The organism is Bradyrhizobium genomosp. III (assembly GCF_000261705.1).
Taxonomy (GTDB): domain Bacteria; phylum Pseudomonadota; class Alphaproteobacteria; order Rhizobiales; family Xanthobacteraceae; genus Bradyrhizobium; species Bradyrhizobium ottawaense.
In genome coordinates, this window is sequence record NZ_AJQF01000054.1 from 1 (window position 1) to 15,740 (window position 15,740).

Sequence of the window (15,740 nt, forward strand, 5' to 3'; positions counted from 1 at the left end):
CCGGCGGCCCAGATTCGGGTCTTTGCCTCGAGCAGCTTGCCGCCGAATACCACGCCCTCACGATTGATCTCGGTGACGGCCTGCCCCAGCACGACCTCGACGCCGATCTTCTCCAGCGAGGCCTGCGCATAGGCCGAGAGATCGTCGGCGAAGCCCGCGAGCACGCGCGGCCCCGCCTCGATCAGCACCACGCGCGCCTTGGTCGTGTCGATGTTGCGGAAATCGCCGGGCAAGGTGTGACGCGCCATCTCGGCGATGGTGCCGGCGAGCTCGACCCCGGTGGGGCCGGCGCCGACGATGACGAAGGTCAGCCGCGCCGCGCGCTTCGCCGGATCGGTCTCGCGCTCGGCGCGCTCGAACGCCACCAGGATGTGGCGGCGCAGCGTGGTGCCGTCCTCCAGCGTCTTCAGGCCCGGCGCGAACTGCTCCCATTCGTCGTGGCCGAAATAGGCGTGACGCGCGCCGGTGGCGAGCACCAGCGTGTCGTAGGGCACCTCGCTGCCGTCGTCGATCAGCACGCAGCGCCTTGCCGCGTCGACGCCGCTGACCGTCGCGAACAGCGTCGTCACCTCGGGCCTGTCTCGCATCAGGTGGCGGATCGGCCAGGCGATCTCACTGGTGGCGAGCGAGGCGGTTGCGACCTGATAGAGCAGCGGCTGGAACAGATGATGGTTGCGGCGGTCGATCAGCGTGATCTCGACCGGCGCACCCGCAAGCCGGTAGGTCGCCTCCAGCCCGCCGAAGCCGGCGCCGACGATGACGACGCGATGCGGTGTCGTGGTCATGATGTGCCCTCGAATCTCGCTGCTCCACATCCCCATTTAAGTGCGGATCGGACGCTGCGGTCCAATAGCTGTCATCAATCGCCGCATAGGCCGGATGTATCGATCGGGCGCGAAAAAGCGCCGCAGGGTTGATCTAAGTAAGTAGAATTATATTTCTTGCCATCGCCGATTGGGGCGAAATATGGTGCAGGGGCGGGCGCTGAGCCATTGGCGGCGCGACAGATTTTGCGTTCAATAGAGACAGGCCCGGGGCGGCGATCACCCCGTTTTCCGGGACCGATAATAAGGAGGGGAGTGGTTATGAGGACGGCATTCTGGCTGGCGGGCGCAGCGGCGCTGGTGCTGGCGAGCCCGGCATTCGCCGGCGACACCATCAAGATCGGTTTCGTTTCGACCTTCAGCGGCCCGACCGCCGTGATCGGCAACGATATGCGCAACTCCTTCGAGCTCGCGCTGGATCACATGGGCCGCAAGATGGACGGCAAGCCGGTCGAGGTCATCTACGAGGATGACGGGCAGAAGCCCGATGTCGGCAAGCAGAAGACCGAGAAGCTGGTGCAGTCCGACAAGGTCGATTTCATCGTCGGCTACATCTGGTCGAACGTGCTGCTGGCCTCGCTGAAGACCGCGGTCGACTCGCAGACCTTCCTGATCTCGGCCAACGCCGGCCCGTCGCAGCTCGCCGGCGAACTCTGTTCGCCTTACGTGTTCTCGACCTCCTGGCAGAACGACCAGACGCCGCAGGCTATGGGCCTCTACATGAACCAGAAAGGCGTCAAGAGCGTGTTCCTGATCGGGCCGAACTACGCGGCCGGCAAGGACATGCTCGCGGGCCTGAAGAACACGTTCAAGGGCGAGATCAAGGGCGAGGAATACACGGTGTGGCCGAGCCAGCTCGATTTCTCAGCCGAACTCTCCAAGGCGCGCGCCTCGGGCGCGGAGTCGATCTTCGTGTTCTATCCGGGCGCCGCCGGCGTGCAGTTCCTCAATCAATATGCGCAGGCCGGCCTGAAGAGCACGATGCCGCTCTACACCGCCTTCACGGTGGACGAGCTCTCGCTGCCGCTGCAGAAGGAGAACGCGCTCGGCGTGCCCGGCGCGCAGGAATGGGTCAACGACCTCCCGAACGAGCAGAACAAGCGCTTCGTCGCCGACTACCGCAAGAAATATCCCGGCCTGCGCCCGACCTATTACGGCGCGCAATCCTATGACGCCGCCCAGCTCATCAACAGCGCGGTGGTCGCGGTGAAGGGCGACACCAGCAAGAAGGACGCAATGAAGGCCGAGATGGAGAAGGCCAACTTCAAGTCGCTGCGCGGCGCGTTCAAATACGGCAAGAACCACATCCCGGTGCAGAGCTTCTATCTCCAGGACGTCGTGAAGGACGCCGAAGGCCAGCTCTCGCTGAAGACGGTCGCGACCATCGTGGAGAACGACCAGGATCGTTTCCACGACAAGTGCAAGATGAAGTAGCTACAAGCGACGTTGCCCCTTCTCCCCTTGTGGGAGAAGGTGGCGCGAAGCGCCGGATGAGGGGTATCTCTCCGCAGATTCCCTGCGAGAGTTGATCGCACGGATAGAGACCCCTCACCCGTCTCGCCGCTTTGCGGCGAGCCACCCTCTCCCACAAGGGGCGAGGGGAAGAAGTGCCTACACCCTTGGCATGCTCGCGGGCCGCACTTCGCGGGCCTGGGCTGCGAGCCTGATCCCGGCATTGGCCGCACCGAACCCCTGATAATCCCTGCGCTCGACGATCTCGAAGAAGAACCGCTCGTCGAAAATGTGGGTGTAGACCTGGAAGAACTCGCCGTCGCCCTCGCGGTCGTAGAGGATGTGGTTGGCGCGCAGCTGCGCCATCAGCTCGGGCGCGAGGTCGTATTTGGCTTCGATGTCGTCGTAGTAATTGTCGGGGATATCCAGGAAATCCGCGCCGCGCTTGCGCATCTCCGCGACCGTCGCAAAAATGTCCCGGCACGAGAATGCGACGTGCTGCACGCCCGAGCCGAAGAACTCCGAGATGAAGCGTGCCGGCAACGTCCGGTTGGCGGAGGAGCCGTTGAGCACGAAGCGCAGGCTCTGGTCGGCGTTGATGATGGCCTGGCTCTGCACCAGGCCTCGGGGATCGGCGATCTCCATCTGCGGCAGGCGCTTGAGGTCGAGGATGCCGGTGTAGAACAACAGCCAGGACAGCATCTCGTCATAGGGCATCGACTGCGCGATGTGATCGACGGCGAGCAGCGCGTCCGCGCCTTTGTCGCTCGCAACAGGCTCGAAATCCGTGTCCCAGTTCTTGCCGGCCTGGTCGAGGAAATACAGCAGGCTGCCGCCGACGCCGTGGATCGCCGGGATTTCGAGCTCGCCCGGCCCGACCGGCTGGTAGAAGGTGCGCGCCTTCAACATCTCCGCACGCTGCATGGCAAGGCCGGCATTGTCGACATCGAGCGCAATCGCGCAGACGCCGGGGCCGTGCGTCACATAATGCGAATGCGCAAAGCCGTCGGTTTCGCTGTTGATGACGAGCTCGACCTTGCCCTGCGACCAGCGCTCCACCGCCTTGCTGCGATGCGCGCCGGACTTGCGGAAGCCGAGCTGCGCCAACAGGCGGGCGAGCTCGCTGGCCTTGGTCTCGTTGACGGCAAACTCGATGAACCCGGTGCCGCGGCTCTTCGCTTTCGGTGCCAGCGGTTCGGCGGCGAATCTCGGCCAATCCGGCGCAAGCTGGTCCTCCAGCAGGATCAGCGAGCGCAGGCCGTCGAGCGCGGTCTGCGCGGCCGAGCCGGCGCGGAACTGGTCGTTGAAGATCTCCAGTGACAGCGGCCCGGCATAGCCGGTCGCCGCGATCGCCGCCATGAACTCACCGACCGGCAGATCGCCCTGGCCGGGGAAGGAGCGGAAATGCCGGCTCCACGACAGGATATCGAGCTCGAGCTTTGGTGCGTCGGCAAGCTGCACCAGAAAAATCTTGTCGCCGGGAATCGAGGCCATCGCGCGGGTCGGAAGGCCCGGCGCCAGCGCGTGGAAGCTGTCGAGGATGATTCCGATCGCGGGATGATCGGCGCGGCGCACGATCTCCCAGGCGTCGCGATAGTCGTTGACATGACGTCCCCAGGCCAAGGCCTCGTAGCCGACGCGCAAGCCCCGACTGGCGGCGCGCTCGCCCAGCTCGCGAAAATCGTCGGCGGCGCGATCGATGCCGCCGAGCGAGGCGGGCGAGACGTTGGAGCAGATCAGCAGCAAATCAGTGCCGAGCTCCTGCATCAGATCGAACTTGCGTTCCGCGCGGGCAAAATTGCGTGCGCGCTGCGGCTCCGGCATGCCCTCGAAATCGCGGAACGGCTGAAACGCGCAGATCTCGAGATTGAGATCCTTGCAGAGCTTCGCGATGTCGCGCGGGCCGGCGCCGAACGACAGCAAATCGTTCTCGAAGATCTCGACCCCGTCGAAGCCGGCGGACGCGATGGCGCGGAGCTTCTCGTCGAGAGCGCCGGAGAGGGAGACGGTTGCGATCGAGCGCTTGTTCATGTTGCCTGCTCCATGATCCGCCCCGGTGAGACTTTTCGGCCCGTGCGTGCCGCTTCGCTGACGGCTTCGACGACGGCGAGTGTCGCTGTCGCATCCTCGACCGAAATCAGAGGCCGTTCGCGGCCTGCGATCACCGCCAGGAAATGCCGGAGCTGTTCAACGAGTGGATCGTAAGTGGAGAGTGCGACGGGCTCGCGAACCAGCGGCACGTGCCAGCCGGGATCTTGCGGGTAGGACCACAGCTCCATATTCGGCACCGACAGTGACCCGCGCGTGCCGGCGAAGACGTAGCAGGGCTGATCCTGCTTCGGGTATGCCGCGTTCTCGCCCGAGGTCAGCTCCCAGCTCCACGGCGCCGGCGTCGCATCCGAAACGGTCATGGTTCCGAGCGCCCCATTGGCGAAGCGCAGCAGCAGCCCGGCGGTGTCCTCGACGGCAAAGCCGCGCACCATGTTCGACGTCAGTGCCTGCACCTCGGCGATCTCGCCGCAGATGAAGCGGAGATTGTCGATGTCGTGGATCAGATTGATCAGCAGCGGCCCGCCGCCGTGCTCGCGCCGCCAGGCGATCTCGAAGTAATCGTCGGGCTTCTTCAGCAGCCACAGCCCGGCCACGGCCGTGAGCTGGCCGAGCTTGCCGGCTGCGATGGCCTCGCGGGCGGCCTTGATGATGGGATTGTGGCGGCGATGATGGCCGACCAGCATGGGCACGCCGCTGCGCTTGACCGCCTCGCAGAGCCGACGTGCCGCTGCGACGCTGTCGGTGACCGGCTTCTCGATAAGCGCGGGCACGCCGGCCTCTGCGCAGTCGAGCGCCATCTGAAGATGCAGCGCGTTGGGCGAGGCGATGATCAGTCCGTCGGGCTTTTCCTGCTCCAGCAATGCGCGATGATCGGCGTGCCAGGGTGCGTTGCGTGCTTGCGCGAATTCCTTGGCCGCAGGCGTGGGGTCGGCAATGCCGGCCAGCACGCAGTCCGCCGAGGTCGCGATCAGTTCGGCATGGCGGCGGCCGATCAGGCCGGCGCCGGCGACGGCGATGCGCATTCGCGCACTCATGCCGCGCTCTCCTCCATGGCTCCCCCGAGAAAGAGCTGGCCGATGCGGGGATCGTTCAGGATGCGCTTGGCGTCGTCAACCATGCGGGTCTGACCGAGCTCGAGCACGATGCCGATGTCGGAGATCTCCAGCGCCGAGCGCGCGTTCTGCTCGATCATCAGGATGGTGACGCCGCGGTCGCGCAGGCTCTTGAGGATGTCGAAGGTCTGCTGCACCATCAGCGGCGACAGGCCGATCGAGGGCTCGTCGATCAGCACCAGTTTTGGCTCGAGCAGCAGCGAGCGGGCGATCTCGAGCTGCTTCTGCTCGCCGCCGGACAGCGTGGAGGCCTGCTGCGTCGACTTCCGCCGCAGCGCCGGGAACAGGTCAAGCGCGGCCTCGATCCGCGCGGGCAGGTCGAGGCCCTTGCCGGCGGCGACGCCGCCGAGCTCGATATTGTGGCGCACCGACAGCTCGGGGAAGATGTTGCGGCCCTGCGGCACATAGCAGATGCCGGCATTGAGCAGCGCGCGCTGGCTCAAATTGGTGACGTCGCGGCCGGCAAAGCTGATCTTGCCCTCGCGCAGCTTCAACAGGCCGAAGATCGCCTTGAACACGGTGGACTTGCCGGCGCCGTTGGGGCCGATGATCGTGGTGATCGTGGCCTCCGGCACGGCAAAGGTCGTGCCGTTCAAGATCGTCATCTTGCCGTAGCCGCCGACGAGATTGTGAACCGAGAGGATTGGCTCGCTCATGGTCGGCTCCTTCAATGACCCAAATAGGCTTCGATCACGGCGGGGTTCTTGCGCACCTCGTCCGGCCGCCCCATCGCCAGCACCTTGCCTTCCGCCATCACCATCACGCGCGAGCACAGCGACATCACGAACTCCATGTTGTGCTCGATCACGACGAAGGTGGCGTTCTTCTCGCGGTTGATTGCGACCAGGCGGTCCTTCAGGTCAGCCAGCATCGACGGGTTGACGCCGCCGGCGGGCTCGTCGAGCAGCACCAGGCGCGGGCCGCCCATGAAGGCCATGGCGGCGTCGAGCAGCTTCTGCTGGCCATAGGACAATCCGCCGGCCGGCTCGTCGGCGAGATGATCGAGCTTGAAGAAACCGATCATCTGGTTGGCAGTCTCGGTCAACCCGGCATCGGAGCGGCCGACCAGGCGCGAGGCCATGTTGCCCTGGTGCTCCTGGCCCGCGAGGATCAGGTTCTCGCGCACCGAGAGCTTTGGAAACACCTGCAGCAGCTGGAAAGTGCGGCTGACCCCTAACTTGTTGAGCTCGGAGGGGCGGAGGCCCGTGACGAGTTTGCCGTCGAGCTTGACCTCGCCGCCTGACGGGGTGAGCTGGCCGAGGATGCAGTTGAACAGCGTGGACTTGCCGCAGCCGTTCGGACCGATCAGGCCAAGGATCTCGCCCTCGCGCACGTCGAAGGAGACGCCGTCGACGGCGCTGATACCGCCAAAGTTCTTCTTGATATCGGTGACTTCGAGGACCGCACTCATTGCACCGTCTCCAGGCGGGATTTTGCGACGGCGCGCAGCGCGGAGGCAGCCTTGGTGCGGCGCTCGGCGAGATAGCGGTCGAGGATTCCCAGAATGCCGGTCGGCGACCAGATCAGGAGCAGCATCACCGCCACCGCGTAGAGCATCAGATAATAGCCTTCGGTGAAGCGCAGCCATTCCGGCAGCAGCACCGCGATCATCGCACCGAGGAAGGGACCGAAATAAAAGCCCGCGCCGCCGACGATCACCATCATCAGAAGGTCGAGCGAGAGCGACAGGTTGAAGGGCACGGGATCGATGTATTGCGTGAGCGGCGCATAGAGCGCGCCGGCGACGCCGCCGAGCGCCGAGCCGATCGCGAACGCCATCAGCGTGTAGCGGCGGGTGTCGATGCCGAGCGATTGCGCGCGCAGCGGGTTCTCGCGTAGCGCCATGAAGGCTCGGCCCCAGGGCGAGCGAATCAGCCACCACACCGCCAGCGACACGATCCCGAGCGAGCCGAGGCAGACGTAGTAGAACGGCAGCGGCTTGTTGGTCGCGAAACCGAAGATATGCGGACGCGGGATGTTGGAGATGCCGTAGATGCCGCCGGTGAGCCAGCTCTCGTTGCGGAACACCAGGAAGGCGAGGGTGGAGAAGGCCAGGGTGACGAAGGCGAGGTAGTGATGCTGCACGCGCAGCGCGGGATAGCCGAGCACCCAGCCGACCGCGAAGCTGAGCACGATGGCGACGACGATCGCCGCCGGCAGCGGCCAGCCATGGGTGGTCATGATCGCCGCCGCATAGGCGCCGATGCCGACGAAGGCGCCCTGCGCCAGCGAGACCTGGCCGGCATAGCCGAGCGTGAGGTTGAGGCCCATCGCAGCGATGGTCATCACCGCCCACTGGCTCAGGATGAACAGGCCGTAGCGGTTGAAGTTCATGGGGACGATGATCAGGCCGGCGATGACGATCAGGCCGAGCGCGATCTTCAGAGGTTTGCCGAAGCTGATCATACCGTGCGCTCCTCGGCGCGGCCGAGCAGTCCTTGCGGCCGGAACAGGATGACGGCGATCAGGAAGATCATCGGCACGGCGGCGCGGTACTGCGTCGAGACATAGGCGGCCGCGAGATTGTCGAGCACGCCGATCAAGAGGCCGCCGGCGATCGCGCCGCGGACCTGGTTGAAGCCGCCGACGATCGCCGCGATGAAGGCGGCCTGGCCCAGCACCTCGCCGGACGAGAATTTTGCGAGGTAGATCGGTGTGATCAAAAGCGAAGCCAGTGCGACCAGGAAGGCGTTGATCAGGAAGGTCAGCAAGATCATGCGCTCGACCGGCACGCCGATGATGCGTGCCACCGTCGGGTTCTGCGCCGCCGCCTGCATCTGGTGGCCGAGCGAGGTGCGATTGAGCAGCGCAGTCAGGCCGAACACCGCAACGATGGCGACGACGAGCACGCCGATGCTTTGCAGCGATACCGCGTGGCCGAGGATGGAGATGTCACCGGTCGGCACGATCGACGGGAAGGGCGAGGCCTCGGCGCTGAAGAATTGTTTGACGGCCTCCTTGAGGCCGATCGCCAGCGCCATCGTCGCAATCGCCAGCGGCAGCACGCCGTGGCGCATCATCGGGTCGACCAGCAGCAGCTTGAAGCCGAGTCCGAGCAGGATCATCGACAAGAGGATGCCGAGGATGATCGCGAGCCAGAACGGCGCGCCGGCATGCATCGCCGCCAGCATCAGGAACGCCGGCAGCATCACGAACTCGCCTTGCGCGAAATTGATGGTCTGCGAGGTCTGCCACAGCAGCGTGAAGCCGACCGCGACCAGCGCATAGATCGCGCCGGTGGCCAGTCCCGCGACCAGAAGATCGAACAGATTGGACATTTTCTCCCCTCGTGTCCCTCGCTCTGTCTTCCCCCTCTCCCCGCTTGCGGGGAGAGGTTGGGGTGAGGGGGAGTCTCCGCGGGGTCGCTGACAGTCGGACTCGCGGAGGCTCCCCCTCACCCGGATCGCATCTACGATGCGATCCGACCTCTCCCCGCAAGCGGGGAGAGGTGAAAGACCACGTTCCTCACTTCACCTTGGGCAGCACCTGCTTCACCACCTGCTTGCCTTCGACCACCTCGACCAGAAAACTCTGGCGGTCGATGTCGCCGGTGTCGCTGAAGGTGACGTCCATCAGGATGCCCGGCTCGTCCGCGGCCTTGATGGTGAGACCGTGCAGCGTCTCGGCAAACTTCTTCGGGTCGACCTTGCCCATCTTCTCGGTGGTGGCTTTCACCATGTAGACGGCGAGATAGCCCTTCAGGCCGTTATGGTCGGGCACGTAATTGTACTTCTTGGAAAATTTCTCGCGGAACGCCTTGATCAGGTCGACCGGGGCATCGGTGGTGAGGCCGACATGGCCGCGTGCGCCGTTGGCGGCGTCGCCGGCGAGCTCGATCACCTTCTGGCCGATCAGCGTGGTCTCGCCCATCAGCGGCGCGGTGACGCCCTGGCGCTTCAGCTCCTTCAGGATGCGCGCGCTCTCCTCCTCGTTCAGGTAGACGAACACGGCGTCCGGATTGGCAGCCTTGATCTTGCCGACGTCGGCGGCGAAATCGGCCTGGCCCGCCTCGGTCGAGAGGTCGGCGACCACCTTGGAGCCGAGCCGGTCGAGCTCCTTGACGACGACGTCGCGGCCGCCGCGGCCGAAGTCGTTGTTGACCCAGACCACCGCGACCGTCTTCGCCTTCATCTCGTCATGGATGTATTTCGCGACCTTCGGCATCGAGGATTGCTGGCCGAACGAGGTGCGGAACAGGAATTTGTTTCCGGCCTGCGTCAATTCGGCGGCTTCGCCGCCCATGATCTGCGCGATGCCCGCTTCGGCGGCGAGCGGCGCGGTGACCTTGACCGAGCCGGAGTAGCCGGGCCCGAGCAGCACATAGGGCTCGGCGTCGAGCGCCTTCTGCACCTGGGCGCGGGCGACGCCGGGGTTGGATTGCGAGTCGGCATGGCTGACTTCCAGCTTGCGGCCGAGCACGCCGCCCTTGGCGTTGATCTCCTCGATCGCGAGGTCGATGCCGTTCTTCCAGTTGGTGCCGACGGTGGCGCCGCCGCCGGAGAGCTCGGCGACGTTGGCGAGCTTGATGGCCTGGGCGTGGACGCTGGTTGCAGTCGCGAAGGCAAGCAGGGCGCCTGCCAGCAGGGTCGATTTCATGGTTTCTCCTCCCATTTTTCGTCGAAATTGTCCGCGGCCTTGTGTCGGCCGCTTTGGTTTACGCTGCGTGATAGGCCGAGCTTCGTGCCGCCATCACCTCGTCGAATGCCTCTCCCATGACCTCGGTCGATGGGGCAAGGCCCGTGAACAGTTCGAAAGCGTCGGCCGCCTGGTAGATCGCGAGCTCCCGCCCGGTCATGATCCGCGCGCCCTTGGCTTGTGCCGCCGCCAGCAGCGGCGTGATCAAGGGCGAATAGACGGCGTCCGCCACCCAGAGCTTTTCATGCAGCAAATTGGCGGTGACCGGCATGCCCCGGTTCGGCAGCATGCCGACCGGCGTGCCGTTGACGAGACCGGTTGCGCCGCCCAGCGCATCCTCGACGCTTGCGGCGATCCTTGCGCCGCCCCGCGGCGCAAGCAGGGAGACGAGCGCCGCCGCGCGCGCCGGCTCACTGTCGAAGACGCGGATGTCGGACACTTTCAGGCTCGCCAGCGCAAACGCGATCGCCTTGCCGACGCCGCCGGCGCCGATCACCGCAACGGCATTCCCCGCGGGCGCCAGCAGCGGCGCCACCGCGCGGGCAAAGCCCGTGGTGTCGGTGTTGTGGCCGGTCAGGCGGCCGTCCCTGACGACGACGGTGTTGACCGCGCCCATGCTGGCTGCGCCCGGCGCCAGCTCGTCGAGCAGCGGGACCACTGCCTCCTTGTAGGGGTAGGTGACGTTGACGCCGGCAAAGCCGAGCCGCCGCACGCCCTCGAGCATCATGCGAAGCCCGGCCGCATCGGCGCCGGCGACCTCGATGAGCTGGTAGTGGCCGCGCAGGCCAAGCGCCTCGGCAGCGCGCTCATGCATGGCGGGGGACGCGGAATGTGCGATCGGCGCGCCGATCAGGCCGGTGAGGAGCTTCTTGCTGGCGGCGTATCCGCGCTTGGACATGGTTCGCTGTCGTCTCAAAGGGAGCGTTCGGTCCCGGCCATTAGCGGGGAAATCCCGCAAGTCCAAGGGCAGTTCCAGGTGCGACGATAGCCTTTCCCTCGCCTAACACAATTACCCTTTTATCCGGCAAACCTAACATGATGTTATTTCTTCCGTCCGCGCGCGCCGCCGGCCTTGCCGTTGCCGCGGGACGGCTCGACCGCGCGCATCTCGGCGCGCAGCGACTCGATGAAAGACTCGGCATGGAGCGACAGCGGCGCGCCGCGCTTGACCGCGATGTAAGTGTCGAACCGCGTCGGCTCGGTGATCTTCAGAAGCTCGATCCCGGGATAGCCGCCGTGAGCCACCGTGAACTGGTCGATGATGGCGATGCCGAGGCCCGCCTTCACCAGCGCGCAGACCGTGGTGCCGAAGCGCGCGCGGATGGTGATGTTGTAGGCGAGACGGTTGCGCGCAAAGATCTCGGCCATGATCCGGCCGTAGGGATCGTTGGGATCGATGCCGATCAGCGGATAGCGGGTGATCTCGGCGGCCGAGACCTGCTTGCGGCCGGCGAGCTCATGCCCCGGCGGCACGATGCAGTACAGCTCGCCCGAGGCCAGCGGCATGAAGTCGAGCCCGGAATGCTCCAGCCGGTAGCTCATCGCCACGCACTCGCCGCGGCCGAGCATGAGATAGTCGATGGCCTCCTCGAGCTTGAGGATGTTGATGTCGATGCCGAGATCGGGATAGCGGCGCCGGACGCGCTCGATCGCGCGCGGCACCATCACCTGCGAGATGCTCGGCACCGAGCCGATGCGCAGCTCCGACAGGCCGCCGCGGCCGATCTTGGAGATGATCTCGGAGAGATCGTCGACCTTCTTGTAGACGCCGTTGATCTGCTCGAAGATGTTCTCGGCTTCCGGCGTCGGGAAGTAACGTCCGTTCTGGCGCTGGAAGAAGCGGATGCCGAGCGAGCGCTCGGTGTATTTGACGAGGCGGCTGATCCCCGGCGCAGAGACGTTGAGCAGCTTCGCCGCACCGCCGATGGTGCCCGTCACCATCACGGCACGGATCACTTCAACCTGGCGCAGCGTCATCATGTTCTTGGCACCCGAGAGAGGATCGCGGCGGCGATCATCTCACGAGAGCCGCGATGTCATCCAGCGGCAAGTGTGTGGATGTGGATGGGCAGGGAAGTCGCTCTCGTGTCCCGGATGCGCTGCAGCGTGAAACGCTGCTGCGCAGAGCCGGGACCCGGAAAGTCAGAGGGTAAGCTGCGGATAGGTGGGCCCGCCTCTCCGGCGCATCGTCAAGGAGACGCTGCGCTGCGACCGGGGCACGAGAGCCCGGCCGGGCTCGCCAGCTTCTCCAATAAGAGTAACTTCGCTGTCAGACTGTTTTCTAAAATCGGCCCATTCGAATGGCAGGGGCTGCATCGTTGCGCGACCTGTCTCGTCGGCGTCGTCTAGCGCAGCCGCGTTCTAGCTCGCCGGCTCTTCCGGCAATACGCTCTCGGCCAGCTCCTCGCGCTCGCCTTCCAGCACCGCGCGCGCGAACTCGATGATCTTCTGCTTGTTGGCCGTTTCGCGGACGGCGAAAAACACGCGGTTCAATTCCAGGCCGAGCACGCTGTTGAGGGCGATGTCCTCGTCTTCCATCGTGGTGTTCCCGCTTCGGTCGCTCAGGTGTATCGTGACGTCAATTCTGCCACAAGTAGTTTAAATCTTCAGGGCGGATGAGCACCGGGAAACTACGGCCGCAGCGAATTGAGGCAGTCCCCAAATACGTGCTATACGGAACGGCGAGAGTCAGGAAACGCACTGATGTCCGCCGTGGATTATGGCCGGGAGGCGCTCGACTTCATTGAAGGCTTGGGGACCTATCGCAAGGTGCCCGATGCCATGAATGCGCTCGAGACGGCGTTCGGTCGCTTCGGCTTCGAAACCATCATCGTGACGGGATTGCCCAATCCCGACCAGCGGTTTGCGCAGATGGTGCTTGCCAAGCGCTGGCCGGCGGGCTGGTTCAGCCTCTACACGCAGAACAATTACGACCGCTTCGATCCGGTGGTGCGGCTGTGCCGGCAATCGGTCAATCCGTTCGAATGGTCGGAAGCACCTTATGACGCCGAACTCGAGCCGAACGCGGCCGAGGTGATGAACCGCGCCACCGATTTTCGGATGTCGCGGGGCTTCATCGTGCCGATCCACGGGCTCACCGGCTATGAAGCCGCGGTGTCGCTTGGCGGCGTTCATCTCGACCTCAATCCGCGCAGCAAGCCGGCACTGCATCTGATGGCGATGTATGGCTTCGACCACATTCGCCGTCTGCTCGAGCCGGCGCCTTATCCCTCGACGCGCCTCACCCCGCGCGAGCGCGAGGTGATCTCCTGGGCCTCGCAGGGCAAGTCGGCCTGGGAGATCGGTGAGATCCTGCACATCACGCAGCGCACCGCGGAAGAGCATCTTGCAACTGCCGCGCGCAAGCTCGGTGCCGTCAACCGCACGCATGCGGTGGCGCTGGCGATTCGGAACAAGATCATCAATCCGTAAGCGCCGTACTGGGAAATTTCCCAATATCGAATCCGGCTCTTTTGGCAGAGTCTGCCCCCATTGAGGATGATTGGGGGTTTTCATGATTCACGCCATTTCTGCGGTAAATCGTCACCTTTATGAAGACGTGATCGAGCAGCATTTCCGGTTGCGCCACGATATCTTCGTCGAGGAGCGGCGCTGGGAGACGCTACGCAGGCCGGATTGCCGCGAGATCGATTCCTATGACGACGAGGATACCGTCTATCTGCTTGCGCTGGAGGGGCGGCGCGTCATCGGTGGCCACCGGCTCTACCCGACGACCAAGCCCTCGATGATGAGCGAGGTGTTCCCGCACCTGGCGTCGGTGCGCGGCTGCCCCGCGGATCCGCTGGTCTGGGAATGGTCGCGCTACTTCGTCGTGCGTGATCGCCGCGACGGCGCGCTCAACCTGCAACTGATGGCGGCGGTGCAGGAGTTCTGCCTCAATCAGGGGATCGCGCAGGTCAGCGCGATCATGGAGACCTGGTGGCTGCCGCGCTTTCACGAGGCCGGCTTCATGGTGACCCCGCTGGGCCTGCCCGCTCTGGTGGAGAATGCATGGACCATGGCGGCGACCATCGACATTCGTCGCGAGACCCTCGATGCCCTGCACGATCGTATCGGCATGACCTCGGTCGTGCGCCAGGACGGCCCGCGTCTGGACGCCGTCGCCCGTGCCAACCTCTGCGGCGCTGCTGCCGCGCAACGAAAGAGCGCCTGAGATGTCGAACATGATGCGGGACAGCCAGATCATGGCGCAGATCAGGGACGATGATCTCGGCTACATGTCGGACATGGCGCTCGAGCTGGCGCAGATGGCGGAAGACACCGGATTGACGACGCTCGCCTATCTGTTCCGGATGGCGGCGCTGGAGGCCTCGACGGCCAACAGCGTGCTCGCCGAACCGGACGATCTTCCCCAGCAGATGACGTCGCACTAGGACGCAATCCTTCCTTACATTCTGACGAAGTCGCACCCTCTCGCCGGCCCGCCGGCGAGAGGGTCATCGTTTGGGTGCGGCAGGTTGCCCCGGCCGGCACGGCAGCTTTCTTGCAGGAGCGTCTCGATCACATGCATCGGCATGCAACAAAGTGCATGTTTGGTGTCGAATCGCTCTTGCCTCGGAACGATACTGCCATTACCCATTTTTCCGCCTTGAACAGGCAGGGGGAGCTCTTTCACTGATGGCGAACGTGTTCGAACATCGGCGCGACACCGCGTGCGCCTGAAAGAGTCTTGATGCTGCTCGTCGTCGAACAGTTCCTGAACGGGTTGCAGTTCGGCCTGCTGCTGTTCCTGCTCGCCGCCGGCCTGACGCTGGTGTTCGGCATCATGGATCTCGTCAACCTCGCGCACGGCTCGCTCTATATGATGGGCGCCTATTTCGCCGCGACCTTCGCGGCGTGGACCGGCAGCTTCCTGCTCGGGGCGCTGATGGCGCTGGGGGCCACGCTGGTGCTCGGCATCGTGCTGGAGATGAGCGCGCTACGGCATCTCTATGGCCGCGACCATCTCGACCATGTGCTGGCGACCTTCGGCCTGATCCTGTTCTTCAACGAAGCCGTGCGGCTGATCTGGGGCCCGGCCGGCCTTGCGCTGCCGCTGCCGGCCTGGCTCACGGTGCCGGTGCCGATCCTGCCCGGCATACACTACCCCGCCTATCGGCTCGCCATCATCGTGGTGGCGCTGCTGGTGGCGCTGCTGCTCTATCTCGGCGTGATGCGCACCCGCATCGGCATGCTGATCCGCGCCGGCGCCTCCAACCGCGAGATGATCGGCGCGCTCGGCATCAACATCAAGCTGCTCTACACGCTGGTGTTCGGCCTGGGCGCCGCGCTCGCCGGCCTTGCCGGCCTGATGCAGGCGCCGATCCTCACTGTGCAGATCGGCATGGGCGAGAACATCCTGATCCTCGCTTTCGTCATCATCGTGATCGGCGGCATCGGCTCGATCCGCGGTGCGTTCCTGGCCGCGATCTTCGTCGGCATGATCGACACGCTCGGCCGCGCCTTCCTGCCTAATCTGCTGCGACAGGTGCTGAGCGGCGCCGCTGCCTCCACCGCCGCGCCCGCGCTGTCCTCCATGCTGATCTACCTGCTGATGGCGATCGTGCTGGTGGTACGGCCGGAGGGGCTGTTTCCGGCCAACCGTCGATGAAGTCTTTCACTGTGAGCAAGGCCGTCACGGCCCTGATGCTGGCGGGGCTCCTGC

At 65.0% G+C, this 15,740-nt stretch carries 16 protein-coding genes; 5 read left to right on the top strand and 11 right to left on the bottom strand.

What is annotated here, in order from left to right; translation table 11 throughout:
• The coding region (locus tag IC66_RS0105070; RefSeq protein ID WP_038946879.1) for an NAD(P)/FAD-dependent oxidoreductase at window positions 1-785 on the bottom strand (785 nt) is incomplete at its 3' end.
• A gap of 300 nt (window positions 786-1,085) precedes the next feature.
• On the opposite strand from IC66_RS0105070, the gene IC66_RS0105075 reads away from it, so the two are divergent.
• Complete coding sequence (locus IC66_RS0105075; RefSeq protein WP_026201746.1) at window positions 1,086-2,258, top strand: ABC transporter substrate-binding protein; 1,173 nt, start codon at window positions 1,086-1,088, stop codon at window positions 2,256-2,258.
• A 177-nt stretch (window positions 2,259-2,435) separates the two neighbouring features.
• Here IC66_RS0105075 and IC66_RS0105080 read toward each other — a convergent pair whose 3' ends face one another.
• The 10 genes from IC66_RS0105080 to IC66_RS47595 form a co-directional block, all read right to left on the bottom strand.
• Complete coding sequence (locus tag IC66_RS0105080; protein WP_038946880.1) at window positions 2,436-4,307, bottom strand: bifunctional sugar phosphate isomerase/epimerase/4-hydroxyphenylpyruvate dioxygenase family protein; 1,872 nt, start codon at window positions 4,305-4,307, stop codon at window positions 2,436-2,438.
• Window positions 4,304-5,362, bottom strand: coding sequence for a Gfo/Idh/MocA family protein (locus IC66_RS0105085; protein ID WP_038946881.1), 1,059 nt, complete (start codon window positions 5,360-5,362; stop codon window positions 4,304-4,306). The genes IC66_RS0105080 and IC66_RS0105085 overlap by 4 nt, the downstream gene beginning before the upstream one ends.
• A complete protein-coding gene (locus IC66_RS0105090; RefSeq protein ID WP_038946883.1) occupies window positions 5,359-6,096 on the bottom strand; it encodes an ABC transporter ATP-binding protein in 738 nt (245 codons plus the stop codon). Before IC66_RS0105090 ends, IC66_RS0105085 begins: the two co-directional genes overlap by 4 nt.
• Before the next feature lie 11 nt (window positions 6,097-6,107).
• Entirely contained in the window at window positions 6,108-6,851 is a 744-nt protein-coding gene (locus IC66_RS0105095; RefSeq protein WP_038946884.1) for an ABC transporter ATP-binding protein, read from the bottom strand.
• Entirely contained in the window at window positions 6,848-7,846 is a 999-nt protein-coding gene (locus IC66_RS0105100; protein WP_038946885.1) for a branched-chain amino acid ABC transporter permease, read from the bottom strand. Before IC66_RS0105100 ends, IC66_RS0105095 begins: the two co-directional genes overlap by 4 nt.
• Window positions 7,843-8,718, bottom strand: coding sequence for a branched-chain amino acid ABC transporter permease (locus IC66_RS0105105; RefSeq protein ID WP_038946887.1), 876 nt, complete (start codon window positions 8,716-8,718; stop codon window positions 7,843-7,845). Before IC66_RS0105105 ends, IC66_RS0105100 begins: the two co-directional genes overlap by 4 nt.
• A 187-nt stretch (window positions 8,719-8,905) precedes the next feature.
• A complete protein-coding gene (locus IC66_RS0105110) occupies window positions 8,906-10,036 on the bottom strand; it encodes an ABC transporter substrate-binding protein (protein ID WP_018316871.1) in 1,131 nt (376 codons plus the stop codon).
• Window positions 10,037-10,094: 58 nt separating this feature from the next.
• Complete coding sequence (locus IC66_RS0105115) at window positions 10,095-10,973, bottom strand: shikimate dehydrogenase (protein ID WP_038946888.1); 879 nt, start codon at window positions 10,971-10,973, stop codon at window positions 10,095-10,097.
• Window positions 10,974-11,116: 143 nt separating this feature from the next.
• Window positions 11,117-12,055, bottom strand: a complete 939-nt coding sequence (locus IC66_RS0105120; protein WP_028139751.1) for a LysR family transcriptional regulator — start codon at window positions 12,053-12,055, stop codon at window positions 11,117-11,119.
• 381 nt (window positions 12,056-12,436) lie between these two features.
• Window positions 12,437-12,613, bottom strand: a complete 177-nt coding sequence (locus IC66_RS47595; RefSeq protein ID WP_085968000.1) for a hypothetical protein — start codon at window positions 12,611-12,613, stop codon at window positions 12,437-12,439.
• Window positions 12,614-12,778: 165 nt separating this feature from the next.
• Between IC66_RS47595 and IC66_RS0105130 the strand changes: the two genes are divergently transcribed.
• From IC66_RS0105130 to IC66_RS0105145, 4 genes are all read left to right on the top strand, one after another.
• Window positions 12,779-13,507, top strand: coding sequence for a helix-turn-helix transcriptional regulator (locus IC66_RS0105130; protein ID WP_028139752.1), 729 nt, complete (start codon window positions 12,779-12,781; stop codon window positions 13,505-13,507).
• A gap of 82 nt (window positions 13,508-13,589) precedes the next feature.
• Window positions 13,590-14,249 carry an acyl-homoserine-lactone synthase gene (locus IC66_RS0105135; protein ID WP_038946889.1) on the top strand — a complete coding sequence of 220 codons (660 nt, stop codon included), beginning with the start codon at window positions 13,590-13,592 and terminating at the stop codon, window positions 14,247-14,249.
• Window position 14,250: 1 nt separating this feature from the next.
• Window positions 14,251-14,469, top strand: a complete 219-nt coding sequence (locus IC66_RS0105140; protein ID WP_038946890.1) for a hypothetical protein — start codon at window positions 14,251-14,253, stop codon at window positions 14,467-14,469.
• Between the two features lie 299 nt (window positions 14,470-14,768).
• Window positions 14,769-15,686 (top strand): branched-chain amino acid ABC transporter permease, encoded by a 918-nt coding sequence (locus IC66_RS0105145; RefSeq protein WP_028139755.1) that lies wholly within the window; start codon window positions 14,769-14,771, stop codon window positions 15,684-15,686.
• Window positions 15,687-15,740: the final 54 nt, after the last annotated feature.

Coding starts and splice junctions, on each gene's coding strand:
- IC66_RS0105085 (WP_038946881.1), bottom strand. CDS start 5,362: ATGAGTGCGCGAATGCGCATCGCCGTCGCCGGCGCCGGCCTGATCGGC.
- IC66_RS0105075 (WP_026201746.1), top strand. CDS start 1,086: ATGAGGACGGCATTCTGGCTGGCGGGCGCAGCGGCGCTGGTGCTGGCG.
- IC66_RS47595 (WP_085968000.1), bottom strand. CDS start 12,613: ATGGAAGACGAGGACATCGCCCTCAACAGCGTGCTCGGCCTGGAATTG.
- IC66_RS0105130 (WP_028139752.1), top strand. CDS start 12,779: ATGTCCGCCGTGGATTATGGCCGGGAGGCGCTCGACTTCATTGAAGGC.
- IC66_RS0105145 (WP_028139755.1), top strand. CDS start 14,769: ATGCTGCTCGTCGTCGAACAGTTCCTGAACGGGTTGCAGTTCGGCCTG.
- IC66_RS0105140 (WP_038946890.1), top strand. CDS start 14,251: ATGTCGAACATGATGCGGGACAGCCAGATCATGGCGCAGATCAGGGAC.
- IC66_RS0105090 (WP_038946883.1), bottom strand. CDS start 6,096: ATGAGCGAGCCAATCCTCTCGGTTCACAATCTCGTCGGCGGCTACGGC.
- IC66_RS0105120 (WP_028139751.1), bottom strand. CDS start 12,055: ATGATGACGCTGCGCCAGGTTGAAGTGATCCGTGCCGTGATGGTGACG.
- IC66_RS0105105 (WP_038946887.1), bottom strand. CDS start 8,718: ATGTCCAATCTGTTCGATCTTCTGGTCGCGGGACTGGCCACCGGCGCG.
- IC66_RS0105080 (WP_038946880.1), bottom strand. CDS start 4,307: ATGAACAAGCGCTCGATCGCAACCGTCTCCCTCTCCGGCGCTCTCGAC.
- IC66_RS0105100 (WP_038946885.1), bottom strand. CDS start 7,846: ATGATCAGCTTCGGCAAACCTCTGAAGATCGCGCTCGGCCTGATCGTC.
- IC66_RS0105095 (WP_038946884.1), bottom strand. CDS start 6,851: ATGAGTGCGGTCCTCGAAGTCACCGATATCAAGAAGAACTTTGGCGGT.
- IC66_RS0105110 (WP_018316871.1), bottom strand. CDS start 10,036: ATGAAATCGACCCTGCTGGCAGGCGCCCTGCTTGCCTTCGCGACTGCA.
- IC66_RS0105115 (WP_038946888.1), bottom strand. CDS start 10,973: ATGTCCAAGCGCGGATACGCCGCCAGCAAGAAGCTCCTCACCGGCCTG.
- IC66_RS0105135 (WP_038946889.1), top strand. CDS start 13,590: ATGATTCACGCCATTTCTGCGGTAAATCGTCACCTTTATGAAGACGTG.